Genomic DNA, 24,889 nt, shown 5'->3' with positions numbered 1-24,889 from the left:
CCGCAACTGACCGTCTCATTCTGGTCACTTGGCAACACAACGCGGTGTTACATGGTTACAGCAGTACAGCATTTTCTCCTTTCGGCACAGCGCCAAGGCTCATATGAGCAGTAAATTACCTCTGCGCAAATTCATGCGTCGAGTCCATTTATGGCTCGGCTTATCGGTGGGAGTGCTGCTAACGCTGATCTGCCTTTCTGGTGCCGCGGTGATGTTTTATGTCGAAATCGACCAAGGGTTACATGCCGAGCAACTCAGCGCCACCAGCAGCAAACAATCCCCGAATTGGGATCAGGCGCTCGCCACAGTACGGCTGCAATATCCAGATAAAACAGGGCCATGGCGTTTTGAAGTGACCCCAAGCGGTAGCACCATTCCCGCCCGCTATTACAATCCACCAGAAACCCAAGGCGAAGGATTTGCGCCGCTACTCGTGTGGCTATCCAGCGATGGCAAGCAGCTGCTGCGACAAGATTATTGGGGCCACACCCTGATGACCTGGCTGTACAATCTGCACTTTCAGCTATTGCTAGGTGATACAGGCACCCTGCTGGTCGGATATATCGGTTTAGTGTCGCTGCTATTAATTATTTCAGGATTGATGGCATGGTGGCCCAAACGTGGTCAATGGCGTAAAGGGCTGACCTTTAAACCGCGAAATAACACGGTGGGTTTGTTATACGACTGGCATAAGCTCATCGGCTTAGCGGTGAGCGTGCCGTTACTCACACTCACGGTCACAGGCGCAATGCTCGCGCTGCCCAACCCTACAAATACCGTGTTATCAATATTGCCGAGTCAACACCCCCAACCGCCGCTGTTCAGCCACAATCCCGCCACCACACAGCCAACGCGAATGTCATTGGCAAACGCCATTAACACCTTGCAGCAACAGTACCCGCTCAGCCACTTAGCGTGGATTGAAGTACCGCCCACCAGCGGCGGGTATTACCAATTTAGACTGCAACTGCCCAGCGATCCGTCCCGCCGCTTTCCCCACAGCTATGTGCAAGTCAATCCCAACACTGGTGTAATTGTTGCCGCACAGACCATTCAAAACGCAGGCAGTAAAGAGGTCATCCTAAGTTGGCTGCACCCACTACACGATGGCTCAGTGGGCGGGCTAACATTGCGCATAATTTGACTCATCAGCGGAGTGCTAGTAGCGGGGTTACTGGTAACAGCCGTCAGCCGTTTTTTACTGAGAACGCAGCGCCGCAAGCCAAAAAATGGAGCAAGGTAATCCCTGTACGCTCTGGTTTTCCAGCATGCCATTCTGTCGTCTATGGCGGTTATTACAGCCTTATTGGCACAAGCGTAGCTCTCACTCCAAACATCTGTGTTCGACGACCAGCGCAGCCCCCCGTTTTAAAGTAACTACTCTATTTATTTTTTGTTAAACAAAAATATTTTATTGTGACATTTTGATACATTTAGCTAGAATTCGTGCAACTCGAATTTCTAGGCTGTTGCTATGCCGTCTAAGTTTCATTTTATCTCTGGTCTTCCCCGTTCTGGCTCTACTCTGCTTGCGGGAATTTTGAAACAAAATCCACGCTTTCATGCGGCCATGAGTAGCCCTATTTCGTCACTTATGCAGTCCAACCTTGAGTTGATGGGCGCTGGCCACGAATTTGCCAACTTTTTCGATGACGAACGCCGTATTGCCATCTGCCACGCCTTGTTCTCCGCCTATTACCAGCAGCAACTGTGCTCCACCAATGTGATTTTTGATACCAGCCGCCAGTGGACCGCGCGTTTACACCAATTGGCACCACTGTTTGGTGACTTCAAAGTGATTTGCTGTGTGCGTAATCCTGCATGGATTGCCGACAGTTTTGAGGGGATCTATCGTCGTAATCCGTTTGAATACAGTCGCATGTATTCACCTGCTAGTCGCCAAACAGTGTACTCACGGTGTGAATCGATGATGAACGCCGCTGGCACGGTTGGCAGTGCTTGGACATCATTAAAAGAAGCCTATTACGGCGAATACTCCGACCGCTTATTGCTAGTCGATTACGAAATACTGACGCAATATCCTGCAAAAACACTGGAACTCATCTATAAGTTCCTAGGCGAGCCACACTACGTCCACGATTTTGACAACGTGGAATATGAAGAAAACGAATTTGATCAAAACCTTGGTGCCACTGGGCTACACCGCGTAAAACGCCAAGTAGCCTTTAGCCCACGCAGGACCATATTACCGCCCGATCTGTTCGATAAATATCAAGAAATGGATTTTTGGCAAGATAGCAGTGGCACCGCTGCCAATATTATTGCCCCCAGTAAAATGTAAAACACAGCGCAGGCAATGGATGTCTGCGCGCTAGTTGTTTTGAGCATGAGACGGATTTCGACACTTAAACCTATGGTTAACTGGCCCATGTGCCTACTTATTGAGTTTGCGAGAAATCCGCATGAAGAAGAATGTGTTATCGGGCATCTTAGGTACCCTAATGCCAATGTCTGGCTATGCCAGTGGTTATATTCGTCCCACCAATAGCTATCTGGTCAGTCAGGCAACGCCATTACGGAGCAACACCTTGGTGAAGCAATCGCTTGCCAGCAGCCCACAACCTCGCCCAGCCGCAACCGCCGAAAAACTTGATATTCAAGCAGGTCAAGTGGTCAATGAGCTGGTCATTATTGATGCGGCGGTGCCGGATAAACACCTGCTGTATAAAAATATTCGCCCCGGTGTTGATGTGGTAGAAATCGACGGGAACCGTGATGGTCTCGGCCAACTGAAACAGATCCTTAACCGCTACCATGACCTTGCGGCGGTGCACTTGGTGTCCCACGCCAGCGATGGCGTTATTTTGCTCGGTAATCAACGCATTGATGAGGCAGTGCTGGAGCAAGATTTGAGCTTGTTCAATAAGCTGAATGGCGCGATTCGCCAAGGCGGCGACCTGCTGTTTTACGGCTGTGACTTAGCGGCAACAAGCAAAGGCGAAGCGTTCTTAGAAGTGATTAGCGGTCATACTCATGTGGATGTTACCGCATCAAATAACCCGACCGGTAGTAGAGTTAAACACGGTGACTGGCACTTAGAAATTCAGACCGGCGATATTGAAACCACGCCGATGTTTGACTCAGCCGCGATGCGCGACTTTTCTCATCTGCTGAATTTTACTGGCACCTTAACACTAAACCAGATGCCAACTGGATATGCTAACCACAAATCTTACGTAGTATCCGGAACCAGCTACACCTTTAATGTAAAATCAGCAGGTTCAGGTAACCAAGATCTTTATAACTATAGCCCTGGCTACGTTTACATATCTACTGGCTCCTCCTCCCAAACACAGAGTTATGTATATTTTTCAGGTAATGAAACCTTCGATCTTTCCTCTATCTACGTATATCAAGGATATGGTGCACCGACAAAAACTATCCGTATAACTTCAGATAAAGGCGGTATACAAGACTATGCTGGTGGAGCATCAGGGACAATTATAAATTTTTCAGGTTCTCAATGGACCGGTATTAAAAAATTCACGATTCAGTACGCTGATAGCACCACAATGCATTGGGTAAAGATTGACGACATTGCGATCGCCAACCTGACATCGGCGCAAGTTAACGCTACCCCAACCAATATCAGTTTAAGTGCGACCAGCATCAATCAAGCCAGCACAGGAACGAATGTTACCGTTGGTAGTTTGAGTACGACCGATGCAGATAGTGGTGATACGCATACTTACTCACTGGTGAGCAACGGCGCTTCTGCCAATGGTAGTTGTGGTGACAGTGGCGATGACAACAATGCCAGTTTTAATATTAACGGTAGCAACTTACGCACGGCTAGCAGCTTATCAGTAGGCAGTTATAACGTGTGCGTGCAAACCAATGATGGCACCACCACGTTTCAAAAAACGTTTGCGGTAACCGTTAATCAAGCTACCAGCGCAACCACTACCGCGGCAGCGTTTAACACCACCACTGGCACCAACTTATCGCCCTCATTTAACTTCGGTAGTAACGATGAGACATTAACGCTAGCAGCTGCCGCCCACACAGCAGGTTCAACCGCTAATGGCGGCACCGGTAATGATACTTTAGTTGCTATCGATGGCGCGGATCTGAGTCAACTCGCAGCGCTGACAGGTTTTGAAACCCTGACGATTCCAGCAAATGCTACCGTGGCAATGTCATCCTCTCAGCACCAGAGCTTTACCACCTTTACCGACAATATCAACCAAACCATCCAGTTAGTATCGGGTAGCGACAATGTCACTGGTAACGTCAATATTGATAGTTATGAGCTAGGAGCCAGTTACAGCGGTACATTCACCCTAGGCAGTGGTGCACAATCGGTAGGGGGTGGCTCAGGTAATGATACGGTAAACATTAGTGGGTTAACCGTTACTGGTACACTTGCAGGCAATGCGGGTTCCAATACGCTGATTCTGGGGGCAAGTGCTGATATCAGCGGCGCTACCATTTCAGGCTTTGAAAACTTTACCCAAGCGGGCGGCGCCACCACCATGGTCGCTGCCAGTCAGTTGGCACAGTTTACCGGCACTGTGACGGCGACTGGCTCACAAACCATCAACGTTAATGGCGATGGCGACTTTACAACGCCAATTGGCATTGAAACAATTTCCGTCAATGATTCATCAACGAACACGCGTACGATCACGGTTGCAGCAGCAGACACATCGGTTTCGGCCATATCAGCTACTGACGCGATTACCTTTGATATTGGCAGCTTAACTTACACGGGCACACTAACTGGTGACAATACTGTTAGCGATACACTGCATCTCGCAAACGGCGCGAATATCAGCGCCGCAACGATTAGTAATATTACGAACCTAACACTTGAGAGTAACGCCAGTGTTACCATGACCGGTGACCAACATACTGCATTCACGGGTACGGTAATCGCGGCAGGCATTGAAACAATTACAGTCAACGGGGATGGCAATCTCACCACTTTCGCGGATGTAGAGAACTATGTCATTGGCGACAGCAGCACCAACACACGACAAATTACGCTAAATCCGGCCCGCACAGATACCAATGTGACGGTTAACTCAGCTCTGGATGGTAATAACGTCCCCAATGAAAACATTACTTTTGTTGTTCAAGGCAATGTGTTTAACGGTCACTTGAGCGCAATCAATAGCCAATCAGCCACGGTTAACCTCACGCTGGCCGATACTAATCTTGTCGGTACGCAATTTACTAATATTAGTGGGCTTAATCTAGCCGACAACATTTCCGTGACGCTAGATAGCAACATCGCTAATGCTGTGCCGTCGTTCAGTGGCAGCAATAACACCCTGCAATTAAGTGGCGGTGGTACGTTTGATTTTACGTCTAGCAGTTTCAACGGCATTAACCGTATCGAGTTGAAAGACAATAATGGTTTTAACCTTAACCTACCAAGCACTCTCGGTACGCCCAGCATCGATATTGGTAAATTTAACGGGGTGACAATTACCCAAGATGTGACAATCGATGCAAGTCTAGTCAACGGTTCACTCAACATGACGGCGCAGAATTTTAGCGGCGCCAACACCTTTATTGGTGGCAGTAATAACGACACGCTGCACGCCGGTACTGGCATAGATACCATGACAGGTAACTTGGGCAGCGACAGTTTTGTGGGCAGTGCCGCACAACTGAACGGCGATACCATTACCGATGTTAGCGCTGGTGACCGTATCGTCATCTCCGGCGTTACAGGGCTGAGCCAAGCCAATGTGCGCTTTAATGGCAGTTCCATATTGGAAATTGATACTAACGCTACCACTTTCGCAGCGCCAGAAGTGAGCCTTACTCTGAGTAATGCTGCTGGCGGGTCTTTAGGTTTTAGCGTAAGTAGCTCCGGTGCTGATACCGTATTAACTGCAGTGCAGTTACCAACGGTGAGTAGCAGCAACATATCGATTTCTGGCGCATCAGGGACTAATGGTGCTTATCGAGTGGGCGATACCGTAACTGTCACGTGGAACAATTCTGGTAGCGGTGATAATAATGCTGGTGTCAGCGGCGTAACGGTTGATTTCAGTGCCTTCGGTGGCCCAAGTGACGTTATCGCCACGGATATGGGAGGTGGTCAGTGGACTGCAACCTATCAGCTCACCAACAGTGTTACCAATGGCTCTAATCTCAATGTTGCTATCACTGCCAGCAACTCTGGCGGTTCCAGTTCAACCACAGATAACAGCAATGCCACCGTCGATAGCACCCCGCCATCAGGTCATAGTGTGAGTTTTGATGACAACACAATCAATGCAGTAGAAAGTAGCACCCAAAGCTTTACCTTCGCAGGGGCGGAAGTGGGTAGTAATTACAACTACACCATCAGCTCATCAGGTGGCGGCACCGCTGTGACAGGCGGCGGTACTTTAGCCTCGGCCACTGACCAAATCACTGGGCTGAATCTGAGTGGTTTAGCGGATGGCACGCTGACACTCTCAGTTGTTGTCACGGATGGCGCAGGTAACAGTGCAGTAGCGGTGACGTCTACTGCGGTGCTTGATGTTACGCCTCCAAGCGGCCATTCAGTCACCTTTGACAGTAACAGCTACAGCGCTTCACCTATTAGCTTCACCTTTGCCGGTGCAGAAGTAGGCGCTGGTTACAGGTACAGCATCAGCTCGTCTGGTGGCGGTACAGCAGTTATCGGCAATGGCACTATCTTCACTGCGAATATGCAAGTGTTTGGATTGGATGTTAGCGGTCTGGGTAATGGCACATTGACATTGTCAGCAGTGCTCACGGATACCGCTGGCAACGCTGCAATCGCCACAACGGCCACAACGGCATTAGCACTTACACCGACCAACACGGCGCCAACGCTAACTGCTACCGCAACAAACCCAAGCTATACCGCAGGTAACGCTACACCGGCAACACTCTTTGTGGGCGCAGCGGTAAGTACCCAAGATACCAATCAAACCATCAACAGCCTGACGCTGACGGTTAGCAATGTGGATAGCAGTGCTGAAGAGTTCATTGTCGCAGATGGTACAGCTATTCAATTGATTGCTGGCAATGGTTCCACGGTGAACAATAGCTTGAGCTATCTGGTCACGGTCAATAACGCCATTGCCACGGTAACCTTAACTGGGGCCATCAGTGCTGATAGCGCACAAATCTTGGTCAACGGTCTAGCCTATCGTTACAACAGCGCTTTGGCAGCGGATGCACAACGTGTTGTTACCCTAACTACCATCGTCGATAGTGGTGCGGATAACAATAGCAGCAGCTTAGCTATTGCCAGTGCAGCCAATGTAATGTTAGGTAACCGAGCGCCTGAGATTAGCGGTTCACCTAGCAATGCTGCGCAAGAAGGTGTGAGTTACAGCTTTACGCCTACCGCCAGTGATGCGGATGGAGATCAGTTAACATTTAGCATCACCAATCTACCTAGCTGGGCCAGCTTTGATAGCAATACTGGGACGCTAAGCGGTACGCCATCGCTGTCCGCGGCTGGCGATTACAACAATATTGTCATTAGTGTCAGTGATGGTGAGCTATCGGCGAGCCTGTCAGCATTTTCAATTACGGTGGTGAATACCAATCAGCCACCAGTAATTAGTGGTACGCCGACAACCAGTATCACGGTCGGACAACCGTATCGCTTTGTCGCAACGGCGAGTGATCCCGATGCAGATACCCGCTTAACCTTTAGTATCTCTTCGCTACCAAGTTGGTTGAGTTTCAACGCGACGACTGGTGAATTATCAGGGATTGCTGCGGATGCGCATGTTGGTCAGTACAACAATATCAGCATTAGTGTGAGTGACGGCATCGCCAGAGCCTCACTGCCGCCATTCAACATAAGCGTACAAGCTGGTCTTGATACTGACGGTGATACGGTGAGCGACTACCAAGAGGGACTGGATGGTACCAATCCAAACGACCCCGAAGACTATCTCGATACAGAATCACCTCAATTGCGGGCGCCAGACACTGTATTGTTAGATGCTACCGCGCTGTTTACGCCAATTACCTTACGACAACTACTGGGCGTTAATGCAAATACCACAGACGATGTGATGCAAGCTGCGCTCAATAGCCTCGCCAGCGATAACATTGATGGTGACAACTGTTGTTCACCTGCTGTTGTCGGTATGAACAATGGATTACTGCATCTCAAACCAGGGCGAAACGAGGTCGTGTGGCAAGCGGCTGACAGAAAAGGTAATCAAGCGAATGCCATGCAAATTGTCAATATTCGTCCGCTAGTGAGCTTCAGCAAGTCACAAACCGTGGCGGAAGGTTCAGACGTTGAATTCAACATATTGCTCAACGGTAAATCGCCATTCTATCCGCTGGAAGTACCATTCATCATCGATGAAGGCGCTAGCAGCGCTAGTGTAGAGGACCATACCTTAGTCAATGGCAGTGTGATCTTTGAACAAGATCAGACTAACGCAACGATTCGCTTCTCAACTATCCAAGATAACAATTTGGAAGGTGACGAAACGTTAGTGGTGCTATTGGATGACCATACCAGTGACGCCGAAGATCTGCCGCAAGGCAACAATGCTGATATCAACGATATCAACGCTGGTGTTCCCGCACGCTTTACCGCCACTATCGTTGAGGGCAACCTGCCACCACGGGTAACACTCACGCTGGCACAAGGCGGCGTAAACACTATCAAAATCACGCCGACAAACGGTGATGTTACCGTCACGGCAACAGCCAGCGATGCCAACGTGGGAGACAATGTCACGCTTGATTGGAGCAACAACAGTAGCTTAATCAATCTAAGCGATGACCCTACTCGCTTTGTGTTCTCGCCTGCTGCATTAACTAGCGGCAGCTATAACGTGAATGTTGTCGCCAGCGACGAGCAGAACGCGAGCACTACGGCCACTTTCCGCTTTGTTGTGGTTAGCTCACTACCGACACTATCTTCCGGTGTCGACAGCGATGCAGATGGTATTGATGATGCCACTGAGGGGATGGCCGATAGCGACAATGATGGTATTCCTGATTACCTAGACAATATTGAAGCGGCGAACGTGTTGCCAGAGGTTGCTCGTCGCACCAATAGCTTCCTGTTGGAGTGTGAGCCAGGCATCAGCTGTCGCCTTGGGGAGTTGGCAATTCAAACAGACAGTGGCGGTGCATTATTATCGCCAGAAGAGATGAACCGCTTCTCGACACTTTCCGACGACGTAGGCTACACCTCTTCTGGACTGTTCGACTTTGAAATGGCTGAACTACCAAATACAGGTCAAAGCGTGGCTATCGTGGTGCCGCAACTTGTGAGCCTTCCATCACAAGCGGTGTACCGTAAATTTAGTAATGGTAGTTGGCGTAATTTTGTCGAAGACAGTAATAACACGCTATCTTCAGCAGCAGGCAGCGAGGGCTTCTGTCCGCCGCCAGGCGATGAAAGCTGGCAATCAGGCTTAACCGCTGGCCATTGGTGTGTGCAGTTAACCATTGAAGATGGTGGTCCTAATGATGCGGACGGCGAAGCTAACGGTAGCATCGCTGATCCAGGTGGCGTAGCTGTTGCTAATAGCAACGGTGACAATGGTGGTGATGGCGGTAGCGAGCCTATCATTCCAAGAAAACCTCACGGTGGAGCATTGAGCTTTGCATGGTTGATATGGTTGACGCTATTTGGGATTATCCGCCTGAGAGGGAAAAAGCCACAACGATAGTGCCAAGCGTGGTCACTATTAGCAACCCACAGGGCAAGAGCATCTCTTGCCCTGTTTTTATCCTTTAAAAGACGTCATTGTGGCAGTATTCACTCAAGTTTATCCTGCTGATTGGCTAGCTTGTACTCTTTCGCTATAGTGTCGCGCTTGATGCATTTGCCACACACAACAGGAGTCTTATGGACAAACTCAGCTACCAACTTGGGCAAATTGACGGACAACTCATCGCCTTCGCTCTGCTCAATAGTAAACTGAACCATGAATTTACTTATGAACTGACCCCACTTCCCGCGGGCACCAGTGCCGAACAAGCGGTGCAGCAATGCCTCAGCGCCTACTACGAACATGCCAGCTTTGAATACCTACCATTACCAAACTGGCACGCTGAGCTAAGCCAGCAACTGCATGAATGGTTATTTAGCTTTCAACCTCGGCTTAACGCAGCAGAGCAACAACAATGGGGCGGCTGTGGCTCGGCGTTTGCCTATTTGAAAGATGTCGACCATAGCTTTACCCTCTACGACGCCGATGCCCGTGCCACGCTGGTCAACCAGCTTTGCCAAGACATTGATAACGCGATCCAGATAAAACAACTCATCAGCGTGACAATGCACAGCCCAGCTTGGTACGAAGCCAGTTGGTGTGACTTCATTCTAGAAGGCGAACATGCCACTTTATTTTTGCACTTTGGCGTGTCCGACTAAGACATGGGTTGCGGTGATTGGCATTGTGACAGCAATGCCCTGCAATGCTGCCTGAGCGCGTGCTGGAACATCACGCCAACTCAGTCAACGGCTCATGGAAGTTGCTTAGCAATAAAGGGCAAACGCTGCTTTCCACTCACCGACAGCCACGTGATAAACTAGGCCACTTGCACAGCGTTAATACCACCACATTAGACAAGGACAGCTAATGACTCACCGCCAAACACCGCAGCAAAAAAAGGTGCTGGATTATCTGAACCACAGCAAGAACTGTTATGGCGAAAACGATAAAAGCTCACGCAAGGCGATTAAATACCGTAAAGCCCAGGTGAATCGTCAATTCCGCCGCGGGCAACAGCAGTTAATCAATCAACACGATGACGCAGAGGCGTTAGATGCGGCCTTACAGGCACAGCCTCGACTTAACTGGCAAAAAGCGGCCGATGCGCCATTGATTGAACACTTAAGCAAGCGCGCCAAACCCAGCGCTAAACCATTGAGTGAAGCGCAACATCAGGCGCTACTCAGATTAAAAAAACAAACCCGCCGCTAACCTGAGTGCCACAGCGATCAAATAACGGTGTCACCATAGCAGATTCGCGCTCCGGACCACCGGCCGATTCAGCTATCAGTCAGCGCGATTTTGTTATCACTTTACCCTCAACATTTGTTGCCGCATTTGCTGCAAATTCAACTGAGTTGGTCAGCGCTGCATAGGCATCGCTACTGTTGAGCGCATTACGCCGTTAAGCCGCGCGTTGCAGCGATAGGAAGTCAAAGAGTTAAGGAAACATCATGCAGTTTGAATTATCCGCCAATGGTCACTGGTTGTGTGACTATCTACTTCCGTTCTGGCAAGGCTTTGCCAGTGCCCACAACAATTATGCAGCGCTAGGTGACGATGTGTCTGACGGCACTGTATCTGTAATCTTTGGCCCCGATGGCCGCCGCGAACATGCCCCGCTGACAGCAACCGAACAAATACTGATCGACTGGTTTGCGCAGCATCATGAGCTGTTGAGTCAGCACGTGCTGCACGCGATTTTTGAATATTATCAACAACAACGCTCAGAGCTTATCAGTTGGCCATTTTTTAGCGGCCATATGCCCGAGATCACTGAACCGCAACAACTCAAGCCATTGCTTGGGCTTAGCCAAGTGTTTATTCATCACCGCCACAACGGCAGTAAGCTGCCATATATCGGTATGTTGTTTGGTTGTAGCTGGGATGATGAACATGGTCTTGGAGTACAAACTGAAGGTTTGACCGTACAAGCGATGGGTGGCGGCGATGGTGCGTTCTTATTCCCATCCGCGACGGCACCGGTGGTTATCTCCCTCGCCGATATAGATAGCGAAGCGCAACTGCAACGCAAGCTCGCTGAGGCGTTGCAGTTTGGTGAGTTTTATGGCCATAACTGGGACGCATTTTGGGACATGATATCGGCCAGTGTATCTCTGCCCGATGAGATCATTTTTACTGATACGGCAGCATTAACGCGTAAGTTGCCAGAGGCCACAACGCAACTCAAACTCTTGTTCCAACGTTTAGCGCAGGAGTATCCGAGTTTGCCGCATAACATCAGTTGGCGCTAACGGAGGCGATGGATGCTCAAAGAACGGCTACACCACATGACACAGCATCGGCCGCCCAATTTTACTAACCCGCAGCCCTTGAATGCGCCGACAAGCGCCCATAACTGTGACATTAAACGCTATGCTGGACGCCGAAATGACGGTTTTAGCGATGCGGGCGAACAAGCTTTAAGCGAGTACATGGCCCAATGCCCGATCCGACCAAGATCGCCCTTGGATGTGCCTGTCTGCCTATGGCAGAATGCCGCCCCTAAAAAAACATGCGTGAGGAATGATCGCGAGCAGCAGGTAAACCACTCGAGGTGGTGCTGGTCGCAAAGCGCTGAGCCAACCACCGCGCGTAAAACGTTACGCCGACAACTGCGGTCAAGCTCAGCGAATACGGGTAGTCAATTATCGATTCGCTACCCAAGAACATACGGTGTGACGCACGCGCCACAGTAATTATGGCGACCTTTTTAATAACCAATAATCAGCTTGCAGGAGCCACATACAGGTGATGACTGACACTTTCCTAACCGTATCGCAACAAGCGGCGCTGCAACAGGCGTTGCTTGACGCCAAAGTTGTTAAAGGTGCAACCAATGTTGCCACCGAAGCTGAAATATTACCGCTGCATCAAGCCTTTGGTCAGATTGCCGTCGCACTTTATCAGCAAGGTATTAAAAAAACCAAATGGGCGTCTTTTTTAAAGAAAGCAATTAGCGCCATGGCCGATGTGTGCCACTGGTTACATGAAGAGCTACTGCGTTGTCAGCAGGAGTTTAAAGCGCAGCCCACCAGTTTGATAGAGAGTGAGCAAGCCGCCTTTGCCAGCGGCCTGTTTGCTGAAGAACTGGCCTATATTCAGCAACAGGTCACGCCGCAAGCGGTCACCGAACGGGTGGATGAATAAGCACACGGGCAACAGCGTAAACTCACCGATGATGCCAGCCACCAGCCGCTGGCCTAACGCTTAGTAGCGATGAGGATTTTTAAGGACGGTATACAGTAATGGATTATGCAAAGCACCTCACCACACAAACACTATTGGGCAATGCCAATATCGCACCGCTGGACGCAATTCCGCTCGACATGCGTGGTAGCCCCAACGCTCATGAGCAAACGTGGCAACAAGATGACTGGATAGAATGGCATACCGTTGCCAGCCCGCTAACGGAGGCCGATATTGCAGCGTTTGAGCAGCGGTTCGCCATCGCTCTACCACAGCAATTTAAACAGTATCTGCTGGCGTGCTGCCATCTTTTTGATGAGATGCCAACACAAGGTTTTGCTGAAATGTCTACCTTGCCCACACCCCATCAAATGCGCCATTAGCGCCGTTAACGCACCTCATTAACAGCGCGCTACCGCTATTGGAAGCTGGCTACTTACCGATTGGCTTGGCTATGGGCCAGTGTGTTTTGATGTCGGTCAGCGAGCGACACCATTGGAAGACGCCGCCATTGTTTGGTTTGATCATGAACAGTTGCTGGCGTTCAACGATGAACAACTGCAGCAACGTCAACTCATTGCGCCCTGTGCCCAACCATTATATAGCTCATTTATAGAGTGTTTTGATGACGTCTATGTGGCGCCTGAAGGTGAAGAATTGCGACAATTATTAGCGGAGTTAGCCCAATGAACATGACAGATATGGAACATTTTTTACAGCAGGCGGCAGCATCTGGCGACGACATTTGGTATAGCCAGCCAGCCTCGGCTGACGCTATCGCACAGCTACAATCAGCCATCGGTTATCCATTGCCAGAGCCGTTATGCCAATGGCTAAGTCGTTATGGAGCGATCGGTGTCGGGGATCGCTTCATCAGTGGCATCATCGACAATCAACCGCTCGAAATGGAAGGTGGCAATATCTTTGCCGATACCGCGTTTTTACGTGATGAACAACCTTCACTGCCACCACATTTTGTGGTGATACAGTGCCATGATGACGGTGCATATTGCTTGGATTTATCTGATAAATCCTGCCCACCCGTCGTGAATTTTGAATGGGGCAACAGCAATAAATTCGCCGACAGTTTTGAACAATTTCTGGAGCACTTTTGTTATGCCGAAGATGATTTCGAAGACGAATAAACTACGCGCCACCCTGCTATGTGCCACACTGTTTGCCAGTGCTAGCCATGCGGCCGAAGACGTGGCTTTTTCTGACTATGACAGCCCGCTATCACTGCAGCAAAAAGACGTTGCCAATGACCATTACCATTTCAGCGGTATTGTGTCACTCACGGGAGAACTGCACATTACGCTCGATATGGCGACGCCAACCCAAGCTAACGGTGATATCATTGCCATGCAATTTATCCCTGACAGCGACCAACGGCAGAAACTGCCAGAAGTGGTTAAAGGCCCGTACAGCGCGCCGGCCAAAGCCATTGCCATTCAGCTCACCGATAAGCAACTTTATGATGTCTTCGGTAGCGAGCGCCAATGGCAACAGCTGAGCCATGGCCGCGATAATGTCGTCCGGCAACGGGTATCAGTCATGCTGCAGGATTTTGATGTATCAGTAGAGTGTGACAGCCGCAGCTATGCCGCCACACTGGAAAGCATCAGTACCATTTACGATAAAGGTTTGGCTGATAATCGCGATTTTGATATCGGTACCTGTTAACACGCTGAACTCGCACTGAAGAAAAGGAGTTTCTAAGTGCCCAATCACCAAGAAGTATCTAAGCTACTCAGCTTTGTACTCAGACACCAACCGCAGCAGCTGGGGATCGACCTCGATGCTGGCGGTTGGGCGGATATCCAACAACTGCTGCGACAGGTTAATGCCACTGGCACCCCGCTAGATCATCAGCAGCTACTCGCCGTGGTTGCCAGCAGCGATAAGCAACGATTTGCTATCTCCGCCGATGGTCAAAAAATCCGCGCCAATCAAGGCCACTCTTTTACGGTTGATCTACAACTCAGTCCAACGGTGCCGCCGGATATCTTGCTACACGGTACCGCTAGCCGTTTTTTAGCATCGATTCAGACACAAGGCCTGCAAAAAATGGCACGCCAGCATGTGCATTTAACTGAGCATCATCAAGCGGCACTTGCTGTAGGGCAACGCTATGGCAAACCGGTGCTGTTGCGTATTGATGCCGCCGCCATGGTGGCGGCCGGACACACCTTTTACCATACCGCGAACGATGTTTGGTTAACCGAATCTGTGCCGCCACAGTTTATTCAAGTGCCGCTAGACTCGCCCGCCATCGCTGAGGAGATCCCCGTATGATCCGTTATGTTGGTGCAGTTAATGACACCTACGATTGGTTTTTATTAGCCGATGTTGCCAATATCAACCGCTTAAAAGAACAACGTAATCTGGGCACCAATCTGCTCGAAGTGTTAACCACCACCGAAATCGGTGACATGGTCGCTGCCGAAGGGATACTCATTCCGCTGATGGGCATTGATAACCTGCCCTACACTATCGTATTCAATGTGAATGAACCATCAACCTTTACGCAGGCAGGATTGACCCCAACACATCAGCAAGATGGCTATGTGATTGAAATCATTAGCGGCCAAATCACCCTGTTTACTGTGCCCTACCTTATTGATTGGTCTGCGCATTCACCGCGCCTACTCGCAGCAACTAGCACGACACATCCTTGTGCGCCGCTAGCAAATGGCTGGTATCGCCTGCAAATCAACGTTGGCGATATGCCCGATGAAGACTGCACCAGCGTGATTGAGTTTTGCTTGCAGCCAGTAGCACAAGCGCCGGAGTTCAGCGCGGATGTTAACTATCAATTTGCACTTGAATGATAACCGCAGCGTAGCATGCACCTATTACCCAAAGTTTTGCAGCTGCCATCAAGGATATTGAATTATGGATATAGAAAAGCTCTTTTCACCAACGCAGATCACGGTAGCGACGTTTGTCGGTGGGCCGCTAGCGACCACCTACATGGTCAAAGAGAACTACCGAGCTATGGGAATGCCGCAAGCACAGAAGAACAGCAGTATTTATGGCGCGCTGATGACCCTGCTCATTTTCACTATCGCTTGGCTGTTACCTGAAAACTTTCCCAGTATGGTTCTGCCGATGGCCTACACCGCATTAGCTTTCTATTGGGTAGAGAAAAACCAGCTAACCCGCGAACAGATTGAACAGCAAGCGCAGTTTGAGTTTCAGTCTAATGGCCAAGTGTTTGGCATTAGTATAGTGAGCTTGTTGATTACATTAGTATTTATCTTCGGTGTGGTAGTTGCGTTTATGCCTATGGATGACCTGTCCCCAATGACGGAAGCGTATTAATGACACTCCCTTTGTTAACCCCTACATCCGCCCGCGTAGCTAAATTAGTCTCGGTCGGCGTTGACCCACGCTTTTTGAACGCCGTGGCAGAGGAAACACCGCTCGGTAAATTACAGTATCTGATCCGCAGCAGTGACGCCGCTTATGACTACCTGCCGTCGATTCTCGATGATTACAGCTTCCTTGCAGGATATGAAGTCACGCCGCTGTGTAACGGGGCCGGCGACGACGAGTTATACGTGCTACTAAGTAACCCCCGAGAACGCCGCTTTGTCCGTTTTGAACTCGAAGCCGATGTGATTTACAACGACTTTGGCGCCGATTTCCAACGAGTACTGGCGTACATACTGTTGGATTACGTAGGCTTTGATGAACAGATGACCTTAGCCGACCATATCGCCTTGGCGCAAAGTGTCGGGTTACACCATGCAGCGGCAGTCTACCACGCCTACCAAGCCCTGCCCGCCGACGCCGACATCGCCGCCTGGCAGCAACACCAGTTACCACAACTATTGGAGCAAGCAGATGCATGAAGCCAGTCTTAATATCCATTTAGCAATGGATGACACCACCGGTGAAACCTTAGAAAAAGTATATCGACAGCTGCCCGGTTGGCAGGGATACGATGCCTATGACAACTGCCCCCGTTGGCGGCTGCCGCAATGCGAAGTCATTGCCTCAGTTGAACCCGCGGGCTTACATCTTAGCAGTTTCCCTGAAGCCGATATTAGCGCGTGGATTACGCATTTTTGCCAAGTTGCTAGTAGCGAACTGGGTTTTGATGTGCACGATGCAGCCGAGTAACACTTGATGAATCAACAACAACTCGACAAGTTACGCCAAAGCGCCACCGCCTCACTGATGAGTAACGCCAAATGGCGCAAGCTGTTTGAGGCGGCGGCGCGCATGCAGCCTCAGCTCGGCGGGGTGCAATGGCAACTGTTAAAGAATAAGCAACCAACAGTTGCTGAGCTGGCTGTGGCAGATTGTTTGCTGGACGATAACCAGCGTTTTGATGATTGCGGGCCGTTCCCCTGTGTAGAATTGCGCGACATTGACTGGATTTTTATTCCGCACCAATTTACCGACCCGCACAGTGATCCCAAAAGACCACTGCCGCCGAAGCACAACGATGTTGCAGGGTTTATTGCGCTGTTGGCGCACTCAGGGCAGTTTCCGGTACAGCGGAATGAGCACGGCGCAACCATTACCGGTTACGTGTGGTAAATCGAAAGAGTCCCTAAATGTGATAACAGCAGATATTTATGATTAATTTGTAAATATGTATTATTTGAAAAACATCATTTATATATTTTTCAATCAATTAAATACATTTTAAATTTTATAATTAAACATCAGTATTACTAAATCAATAATAGTGTGATCTAATCGCTAGCCATTTATCTTAGTAAAAGAAAAAATAGCCGCACATTTTTTGGCTCTTTCTCATTGTGACGCATGATGTTTTCTGCACTTAAAACGCCACTATTATTAGCGCTTAGTTTAGTGAGCCTGCTTGGGTTGTCGGCCTGTACTGAACCGCCCGCACAAGATCTACTCACCATTAGCGGCCCATTTGAGCCCATTAGTCTCGATCTCGCCAAAGCGGGCTATATCTACAGCCGCATGCAGATTGTAGAAACCTTAGTGGATGTGGCCGATGACGGCCAACTCATTCCCGGCTTAGCCCAGAGTTGGCAAGCAAATGACGATGCTACCGTGTGGCAGTTTACACTGAAACCTAATGTTAAATTTCATAATGGCACCACGGTGACGCCAGCGGCAGTGATCAACAGCTTACGCATCGCTATGGGCAAGCCTGCGCCGTTTGATACCTCATTAATCCGCAGTGCCAGCAAACTCAACGACCATCAAGTGCAGTTCACCCTCACCCGCCCTTATCGTGCATTCGCGGCAGTGCTAACCAACTACACTACCGCAATTTTGGCACCAGAGTCCTATGATAAACGCCGTCGTATCAAACAATTAATTGGTACAGGCCCTTATCAACTTACGGCGTTTGAGCCGCCGCACTCGATCAGTGTCAGCCGCTTTGATGACTATCATGGCCAAGTCGCCAACATTGCCAAAGCCAACTACATTACTGGCCACCGCGCGGAAAGCCGCGCGCTGATGGTGCAAGGTGGCAGCGCCGACATTGTCTATAACCTTGACCCGGCCGCAGTACAGCTGCTGCAACACAGCCAAAATGTCACCGTAAACAGCACGCCAATTCCGCGCTCGATTCTGATTAAACTCAACGCTGGTCTGCCAGCACTGGCAGATTTAAACGTACGCCAAGCATTGAGTTTAGCCATTGACCGACGCGGCATTGCCGAGGGCATCATGCATCAACCCGGCGCTGAGGCCAACCAGCTATTCGGCCCCGCGATGGGCATCTGGCATCGTGATGATCTGCCCACCATTCAACAAAATCTTGTGCAAGCTGTGCAATTGCTGGCACAAGCTGGCTGGCAGAAAGAGGCTAACGGCCAACTGATGAAACAAGGTCAACCGTTGCAATTAAGCATGATCACTTACGCTAACCGCCCAGAGTTAATTGTGATTGCTACCGCGATTCAAGCGCAATGGGCCAAGCTTGGGGTTCAGCTCGACGTGCAGATGGAAAACGCCAGCGCCATTCCGCTTGGCCATGTTGAAGGCACGCTACAAACTGCGTTAATGGCGCGCAACTTTGCCAATATTCCTGATCCGCTGTCAGTGATACTGGCAGACTTTAGCAGCCAACAAGGTGGTGATTGGGGGCCGATGAACTGGCAAGATTCGCACTTTTTTGCCGCGGTGCAGGCCACCGCCAACAGTTCTGCCGCGGATTATCCGCAGCAGGTGTACCAGCTCAGCGGCGAGTTAGCCGAGCAATTGCCGATGATCCCCGTGTTGTATTACGTACAACAGTCAGCGGTGGCTAAGCGGGTACAAGGCTTTAGCTTCGATCCCTATGAGCGCTCGTTCCGCATCTCACAAATGGCGCTGCAATAATGAAGCAGATCTTACTTAAACGCTTAGTGCAGTTCGTCATGATGATGTGGAGCGTAGGCACCATCACCTTTATTTTGAGCCGTATGTTACCGGGCGATATGGCCTATCGTATTGCAGCTGGTCGCTATGGTGATGATGCCGTCAGTGCTGCGGCAGCAAGCGCTGTCCGGCAAGAGTTAGGGCTCGATAACCCGCTGTGGCAACAATATGGTCACTGGTTGTGGCAACTGCTGCAATTGGATTTAGGCGATAGCCTTGTCAGCAGCAATTCCATCATCTCTGAGCTGCAACACCAACTGAGCTACACCTTGATATTAGCGGTGGCGGCGCTGGTTATCTCCGCGCTAATCGCTCTACCTTGGGGGTTGGCTTGCGGTTTTCGTGCTAACAGCTGGTTTGACCGACTCAGTTTACTGCTGTCGACCCTGCTGCGCTCACAACCGGTCTTTTGCTTAGGGTTAGTGCTGATTTTACTATTTGCGCTGATGCTCAACTGGTTTCCCGTGGCCGGTTTTCAACGCCCTGCCCACCTATTTTTACCCGCGCTCACCTTAGCGCTGAGCTTAGCCGCGCTGTCGAGTCGCGTGATTCGCAACAGCACCGCCAAGGTGATCAACAGTGAATACTACCTGTTTGCCAAGCTAAAAGGCTTAAGCCCATGGCATACATTTCATCGCCACGGTATCCGCAACATCTCGTTGCCAGTGGTGGCGTTTATGGCGATGCAATTGGTCGGGTTGATCGAGGGCGTCATCATGGTCGAAAGTCTATTTGCATGGCCGGGCATTGGTCATGGCCTATCACATGCGGTGTTCTCCCGCGATATTCCGATGCTGCAAGGCACAGCGCTCACCTGCGGCGCACTGTTTGTCATTATCAACACCTTAGTAGACAGCGCCTGCTATCTGCTCGATCCACGGAGCCGCATCGCATGAGTCGCTTAATACAAGGTTTGTCCGTGGGGCAGCGCTGCGGCGCGCTGTTATTGCTGGCACTGCTGGCGTTTGCTTGGGTCGTGCCATTGCTGGGACATAATCAACCCAATCTACAACACCTTAATGCCGCCTTTGCACCGATGAACCATGCACAGCCGTTCGGCGCCGATCAGTTTGGCCGTGACATGCTAGCCCGCTTAGCGGCGGCCATTCGTTTATCTTTTGGTTTGAGCCTGTTGTGTGTCGGCTCTGCGGCGATATTGGGCGTATCACTCGGCGTGATTGCAGCATGGAGCCGTCCATGGTGTGACAAGCTGATTAACTTTATTGCTAATACTGTAATGTCACTGCCCGGCTTAGTGCTGGTGCTATTGATTACCGGCATTGCCCCCGGCTCATTCATTATGTTGTATCTCGGCATTGCCTTGACGCTGTGGGTGGAGTACTTCCGCGTGGTACGCGCTACGGTGCAACCGCTGATCCACAGTCCCGAGATTGAAGCATCACGACTGCTTGGCTTTGGCCGTTGGTATCTATTCAAACGCCATATCTGGCCTGCCATTGCCAATAATGTGCTGACGCTCGCCGCCTTTGGTGCCGCCACGTCGGTACTGATGATGGCCTCAACTGGCTTTGTTTATGCCGGACTCAAGCCACCGACAGCCGAGCTAGGGCTAATGATTGTTGAACTGTTCCCATACTTTGCCGAAGCCACTTGGGTACTGCTGCAACCGCTATTTGTGTTGGTATTGATGGTGTTGGGCTTTAACTTACTGGCGGGGCAAAAGGCATGAGCGCATTGATTACCATAGAAAATCTCAGCGTTACTGCCGCCGATAAAGTCTTGGTAGCACCGCTATCGCTAAGCTTAAACCGCGGCGAACCACTGACCATTCTTGGTGAAACCGGTTCAGGTAAAAGCTTATTAGCTCAAGCGATTATGGGCACCTTACCTGCCGCATTAACCCAACGCGGCAGCGTCAGCATTCAACAGCAATCGCAGAATAGCGCCACACGCCAGCAACTGTGGGGCAAGCAGTTGAGCATGTTACCGCAGGAGCCGTGGCAAGCGCTTGATCCAGTGATGCCGAGCGAACAACAAGTCAGCGAAGTGTATCGTTATGTGGGCCAAGCCAACGCCAATGCGGCACAAATTGCCGCTCGTGCCCAATTGAACCAACTGGGGCTGAGCCAAGTCAGCCAACAACTGCCGCAGCAATTGTCTGGAGGCATGGCGCAACGGCTAGCGTTTGCCGCTGCCACGGCAGGCGGCGCGCAGATTATCATTGCTGATGAACCCACCAAAGGTTTAGATACCAGCCAGCGCGATGGCATTGTTGAGCTACTGAAAAGCCAAACGGCTGACGGCGGCCTCCTGACGATTACTCACGATGTCGCCGTAGCGCGGCAACTGGGCGGCCGTATTATGGTGATGCGCCAAGGACAACTGCTAGAAAGCGGCACGGCGGAGCAAGTGCTCAATCAACCGCAAGCAGATTACACCCGTGCATTAATTAACGCGCAAGCGCAATTTTGGCCAGCCGCAGAGCCAGCACCATCCCAACCCAAATTACTCGAAGTCCGCAATTTAGCGCAGTGCCGAGGCGAGCAGCGGCTATTCCAAGGATTATCATTTAGCCTACACGCGGGCGAAATCCTTGGGGTATATGGCGACAGTGGCTGTGGTAAAAGCACATTAGGCGATACCTTGCTGGGTCTACTGCCGCCCGCCAGCGGTCGAATTGAATGGCAACAACCGTTGACACGCTCGCAGATGCTCAAGCTGTATCAAGATCCCCCCGCCAGTTTCAGCAGTGCGGTTAGCCTTGGCACCTTAGTTAACGATCTGCTCAAACGCCATAAACTACCGAGTGACGCGGTTGCGCCCTTGCTAGCACAGCTGAATCTTGATGCCGATTTATTAACGCGCAGCTGTAATGACGTGAGTGGCGGCGAACTGCAACGCATAGCGCTGCTGCGCGCCATGCTGCTATCGCCCAAGTTTTTGGTGGCGGATGAACCTAGCTCTCGGCTCGACCCGATCACCGCGCAGCAACTCACACAGCTATTGGTCAAGTTGGCGCGCGAGCAACAATGTGCGCTGCTACTAATCAGCCACGACCTCACCCAACTGCAAAAAGTGTGTGATCAGATCATCCCTCTCAAGGATTACCCAGCGTGAAGATTTTTCCTGTTGCTCACAGTCAAACACCGTGGCGCTTAGGTTGTCTCACCTTAGCGTTAATGGCGGCCAGTGCGGTCGCCGATGAGGCTCCGCGCCATGACATAGAACATATTGCGATTTCAGCGCAACGCTTACCGTTTCGAGGCGATGCACCACTCAACTCGCTGCCACAAGCCGTCAACGTTGTGGAAGCCAGCCAACTGGCTAGCCAAGGCATTAGCAGCTTTCAAAACAGTATCGATTTAAGCAGCGGTATTTCGCGGCAAAACTCGCTCGGCGGCATGTGGGACAGCTTTGCCATTCGCGGTTTTGCCGGAGATGAAAACCTGCCCGGCGGCTATCTTATCAATGGTTATAGTGCAGGCCGTGGCTACAGCGGTCGCCGCGATACCGTCAATATTCAAAGCATTGAAGTATTAAAAGGCCCCGGCTCAGCGCTCTATGGCCGCAGTGAACCGGGTGGCACCATTAACATCATCACCAAAAAACCCCAGTTTACGCCCGACGGTTACCTGCAACTCACCGCCGGCAGCTATGACCACTATCGCGCAGAGGCCGATTATACCAACGCCATAAATGAGCAACTGGCCTTTCGAGTCAGCGGGGCTTATGAAGATAACGGCAGTTTTCGCGACACGGTAAGCGCCAAAAAGTGGTTTGTTGCACCGTCACTGACCTACCTTATTAACGAGCGCACAACTCTGAGCTACGAGTTGGAATTATTGCGACAAGAGATGCCATTTGACCGCGGCATCGCTGTACAAAACAACGACTTTAGTGCTGTTGATATTCACCGTTTTTATGGTGAACCAAGTGATGGCCCGATGCAGATTGACGCTCAAGGCCACCAACTCAGCGTGAACCATGAGTTGAACAATCACTGGATGCTGATCGCCGGTGTAAACTATCGTGATTCACAACTAGAGGGATACTCCACCGAAGCGGATCTTTCTAGCGCGCGGCAACTGCTCAACCAAGATGGTCACACCTTATCTCGGCAACGCCGCTATCGTGACTACCAAGCTGAAGACCTATCCGCCCGCGTGGAGTTAAGCGGCGCCGCCGAGTGGTTGGTAACGCACCACTTATTGATGGGGTTGGACGGCTATCGTTATCAACTCGATTCAGAGCAACGCCATTGGCGCGTCACAGCGGGTGATGATACCTACAGCGTTGACATCAACCAGCCCGAATATGGCCAAGTGGCACCGCCGCTGACGCTCACCCAAGATGACCGAGAGCAACAACGTGCTTATGGTGTCTATGTGCAAGATCAAATCGACCTAACTGAACGCTGGAAAGCGCTGCTGGGTGTGCGCTTTGATCATTTCACGCAAGCCATTGATAACCATATGCAACTCAGCCACAGTCGCCAGCAACAAGATCAGTTAAATCCGCGGGCGGGATTGGTCTATCAAGCCAGTGACGATATCAGCTGGTATGTCAGCTATGCCGAGGGCTTTCGCCCTAACACTGGCCGAGATATCAACAATCAAGCATTTGACCCAGAAAGCAGCAAATCACTGGAAGCGGGCGTAAAATTCGCGCTATTTGATGGCGCTTTGTCTGGCACCTTAGCACTGTTTAGCGCAGAGAAATCCAATATTCTGGCCGCCGATCCGGTGAATGCGGGTTATACCGCCGCACTGGGAGAAGCCAAGAGCGAAGGGATTGAACTAGACGCCAACGCATGGCTAACCGACACCACGCAGCTCGCCATCGCCTACGCCTATACCGATGCGCGCACCAAGAATGCGGTAACGAATATCGATTGGGGGGTGGATATTCCCGCGGGCAGCCGCCTCGTCAATATTCCCCAACATAAACTGAATCTGACATTGACCCAAGAGGTGAGCTTGTTTGCCCAAAATGCCAATATTGGAGTGAATGCCACTTACGTGGACGAGCGCCTTGGTGATACGGTAACGCCGAGCTATCTGTTGCCATCCTATACGCTGGTACGACTATTTGCCCAGCAGCCATTCGGGCAACATTGGCAGTTACAGCTGTCCATCGACAACCTGCTCAATAAAACCTACTTCAGCAGTTCATACTCACCACTGTGGACACAACCGGGCGAACCTCGCAGCGCCAAAATCAGCATTAAATATCAGTTCTGATCGTCCGCCAGCGCTGAGCGAAGGCGCGAATAAGTCCGCGTAGCGCGCAAACTTATTCGCGCCTTACTTCGCTTTACTATCCGAGTTAATGGGTTAGCACATCGCTAGCCGCCACTCAACAATTGCCACATTGGCACAAATCGCGCTGCCGCTCTTGGTTGCACTTGCTCGGAACAGGATATTATTACTGAGCAGCCCCTGTGCTTGACCTTAACGCATCAGATACGCGGGCTCATGACGAACATGCGAGTTGCTTGCTACAAAAGTGCCTCAAAGTCATCCTCATCCAACTGGATATGGAAGCCGCGTTTGTATCACGCAGTAAAAAACTGCCCAATAGTCATTTCACTGAAGCGGATATTTTTGGACGTGCAGGCAACCAATCTGGTTCTATAAACAAGTTGAAACCGCTAGGTTGTCGTATCTGGCAACCACTCACCA

The 24,889-nt window shown here is 50.6% G+C and carries 22 protein-coding genes; all 22 read left to right on the top strand.

Annotated features, from left to right (window positions below):
- Positions 1-103 precede the first annotated feature (103 nt).
- The 22 genes from ACN0TT_RS15260 (at position 104) to ACN0TT_RS15155 (ending at position 24,448) form a co-directional block, all read left to right on the top strand.
- Positions 104-1,144: a PepSY-associated TM helix domain-containing protein gene (locus ACN0TT_RS15260; RefSeq protein ID WP_417763005.1), complete on the top strand. Its 1,041-nt coding sequence runs from the start codon at positions 104-106 to the stop codon at positions 1,142-1,144.
- A 330-nt stretch (positions 1,145-1,474) separates the two neighbouring features.
- The gene (locus ACN0TT_RS15255) at positions 1,475-2,302 is read left to right on the top strand and encodes a sulfotransferase family protein (protein WP_417763004.1); all 828 of its coding nucleotides are present in this window, start codon (positions 1,475-1,477) and stop codon (positions 2,300-2,302) included.
- A 121-nt stretch (positions 2,303-2,423) separates the two neighbouring features.
- Positions 2,424-9,650 (top strand): DUF4347 domain-containing protein, encoded by a 7,227-nt coding sequence (locus ACN0TT_RS15250; RefSeq protein ID WP_417763003.1) that lies wholly within the window; start codon positions 2,424-2,426, stop codon positions 9,648-9,650.
- Between the two features lie 179 nt (positions 9,651-9,829).
- Entirely contained in the window at positions 9,830-10,354 is a 525-nt protein-coding gene (locus ACN0TT_RS15245) for a hypothetical protein (protein ID WP_417763002.1), read from the top strand.
- 208 nt (positions 10,355-10,562) lie between these two features.
- Positions 10,563-10,907: a hypothetical protein gene (locus tag ACN0TT_RS15240; protein ID WP_417763001.1), complete on the top strand. Its 345-nt coding sequence runs from the start codon at positions 10,563-10,565 to the stop codon at positions 10,905-10,907.
- 242 nt (positions 10,908-11,149) lie between these two features.
- Positions 11,150-11,950 (top strand): DUF6985 domain-containing protein, encoded by an 801-nt coding sequence (locus ACN0TT_RS15235; RefSeq protein ID WP_417763000.1) that lies wholly within the window; start codon positions 11,150-11,152, stop codon positions 11,948-11,950.
- Positions 11,951-12,449: 499 nt separating this feature from the next.
- Complete coding sequence (locus tag ACN0TT_RS15230; RefSeq protein WP_417762999.1) at positions 12,450-12,845, top strand: hypothetical protein; 396 nt, start codon at positions 12,450-12,452, stop codon at positions 12,843-12,845.
- 98 nt (positions 12,846-12,943) lie between these two features.
- Positions 12,944-13,267, top strand: a complete 324-nt coding sequence (locus ACN0TT_RS15225; RefSeq protein ID WP_417762998.1) for a hypothetical protein — start codon at positions 12,944-12,946, stop codon at positions 13,265-13,267.
- Positions 13,268-13,346: 79 nt separating this feature from the next.
- The gene (locus tag ACN0TT_RS15220; RefSeq protein WP_417762997.1) at positions 13,347-13,574 is read left to right on the top strand and encodes a hypothetical protein; all 228 of its coding nucleotides are present in this window, start codon (positions 13,347-13,349) and stop codon (positions 13,572-13,574) included.
- Positions 13,571-14,029: an SMI1/KNR4 family protein gene (locus ACN0TT_RS15215; RefSeq protein WP_417762996.1), complete on the top strand. Its 459-nt coding sequence runs from the start codon at positions 13,571-13,573 to the stop codon at positions 14,027-14,029. Before ACN0TT_RS15220 ends, ACN0TT_RS15215 begins: the two co-directional genes overlap by 4 nt.
- Complete coding sequence (locus ACN0TT_RS15210; RefSeq protein ID WP_417762995.1) at positions 14,001-14,567, top strand: hypothetical protein; 567 nt, start codon at positions 14,001-14,003, stop codon at positions 14,565-14,567. Before ACN0TT_RS15215 ends, ACN0TT_RS15210 begins: the two co-directional genes overlap by 29 nt.
- Before the next feature lie 36 nt (positions 14,568-14,603).
- Entirely contained in the window at positions 14,604-15,179 is a 576-nt protein-coding gene (locus tag ACN0TT_RS15205) for an RNA 2'-phosphotransferase (protein WP_417762994.1), read from the top strand.
- Complete coding sequence (locus ACN0TT_RS15200) at positions 15,176-15,715, top strand: hypothetical protein (RefSeq protein WP_417762993.1); 540 nt, start codon at positions 15,176-15,178, stop codon at positions 15,713-15,715. The genes ACN0TT_RS15205 and ACN0TT_RS15200 overlap by 4 nt, the downstream gene beginning before the upstream one ends.
- Before the next feature lie 64 nt (positions 15,716-15,779).
- On the top strand, positions 15,780-16,208 hold the full coding sequence (locus ACN0TT_RS15195) for a hypothetical protein (RefSeq protein WP_417762992.1): 429 nt from the start codon (positions 15,780-15,782) through the stop codon (positions 16,206-16,208).
- Positions 16,208-16,741 carry a hypothetical protein gene (locus ACN0TT_RS15190; protein WP_417762991.1) on the top strand — a complete coding sequence of 178 codons (534 nt, stop codon included), beginning with the start codon at positions 16,208-16,210 and terminating at the stop codon, positions 16,739-16,741. Before ACN0TT_RS15195 ends, ACN0TT_RS15190 begins: the two co-directional genes overlap by 1 nt.
- Positions 16,734-17,012, top strand: coding sequence for a hypothetical protein (locus ACN0TT_RS15185; RefSeq protein WP_417762990.1), 279 nt, complete (start codon positions 16,734-16,736; stop codon positions 17,010-17,012). The genes ACN0TT_RS15190 and ACN0TT_RS15185 overlap by 8 nt, the downstream gene beginning before the upstream one ends.
- 6 nt (positions 17,013-17,018) lie before the next feature.
- The gene (locus tag ACN0TT_RS15180) at positions 17,019-17,435 is read left to right on the top strand and encodes a DUF6678 family protein (protein ID WP_417762989.1); all 417 of its coding nucleotides are present in this window, start codon (positions 17,019-17,021) and stop codon (positions 17,433-17,435) included.
- A 231-nt stretch (positions 17,436-17,666) separates the two neighbouring features.
- A complete protein-coding gene (locus ACN0TT_RS15175) occupies positions 17,667-19,208 on the top strand; it encodes an ABC transporter substrate-binding protein (RefSeq protein WP_417762988.1) in 1,542 nt (513 codons plus the stop codon).
- Positions 19,208-20,143: an ABC transporter permease gene (locus ACN0TT_RS15170; RefSeq protein ID WP_417762987.1), complete on the top strand. Its 936-nt coding sequence runs from the start codon at positions 19,208-19,210 to the stop codon at positions 20,141-20,143. Before ACN0TT_RS15175 ends, ACN0TT_RS15170 begins: the two co-directional genes overlap by 1 nt.
- Entirely contained in the window at positions 20,140-20,937 is a 798-nt protein-coding gene (locus ACN0TT_RS15165) for an ABC transporter permease (protein WP_417762986.1), read from the top strand. The genes ACN0TT_RS15170 and ACN0TT_RS15165 overlap by 4 nt, the downstream gene beginning before the upstream one ends.
- Complete coding sequence (locus ACN0TT_RS15160) at positions 20,934-22,325, top strand: ABC transporter ATP-binding protein (RefSeq protein WP_417762985.1); 1,392 nt, start codon at positions 20,934-20,936, stop codon at positions 22,323-22,325. Before ACN0TT_RS15165 ends, ACN0TT_RS15160 begins: the two co-directional genes overlap by 4 nt.
- Positions 22,322-24,448 (top strand): TonB-dependent siderophore receptor, encoded by a 2,127-nt coding sequence (locus ACN0TT_RS15155; protein WP_417762984.1) that lies wholly within the window; start codon positions 22,322-22,324, stop codon positions 24,446-24,448. The genes ACN0TT_RS15160 and ACN0TT_RS15155 overlap by 4 nt, the downstream gene beginning before the upstream one ends.
- The last annotated feature ends 441 nt before the right edge of the window (positions 24,449-24,889 follow it).

Source organism: Shewanella sp. (assembly GCF_048265805.1).
Lineage (GTDB): Bacteria > Pseudomonadota > Gammaproteobacteria > Enterobacterales > Shewanellaceae > Shewanella.
Note: the sequence above shows the minus strand (reverse complement) of the source record. Positions and strands in the feature narration are given on the sequence as shown.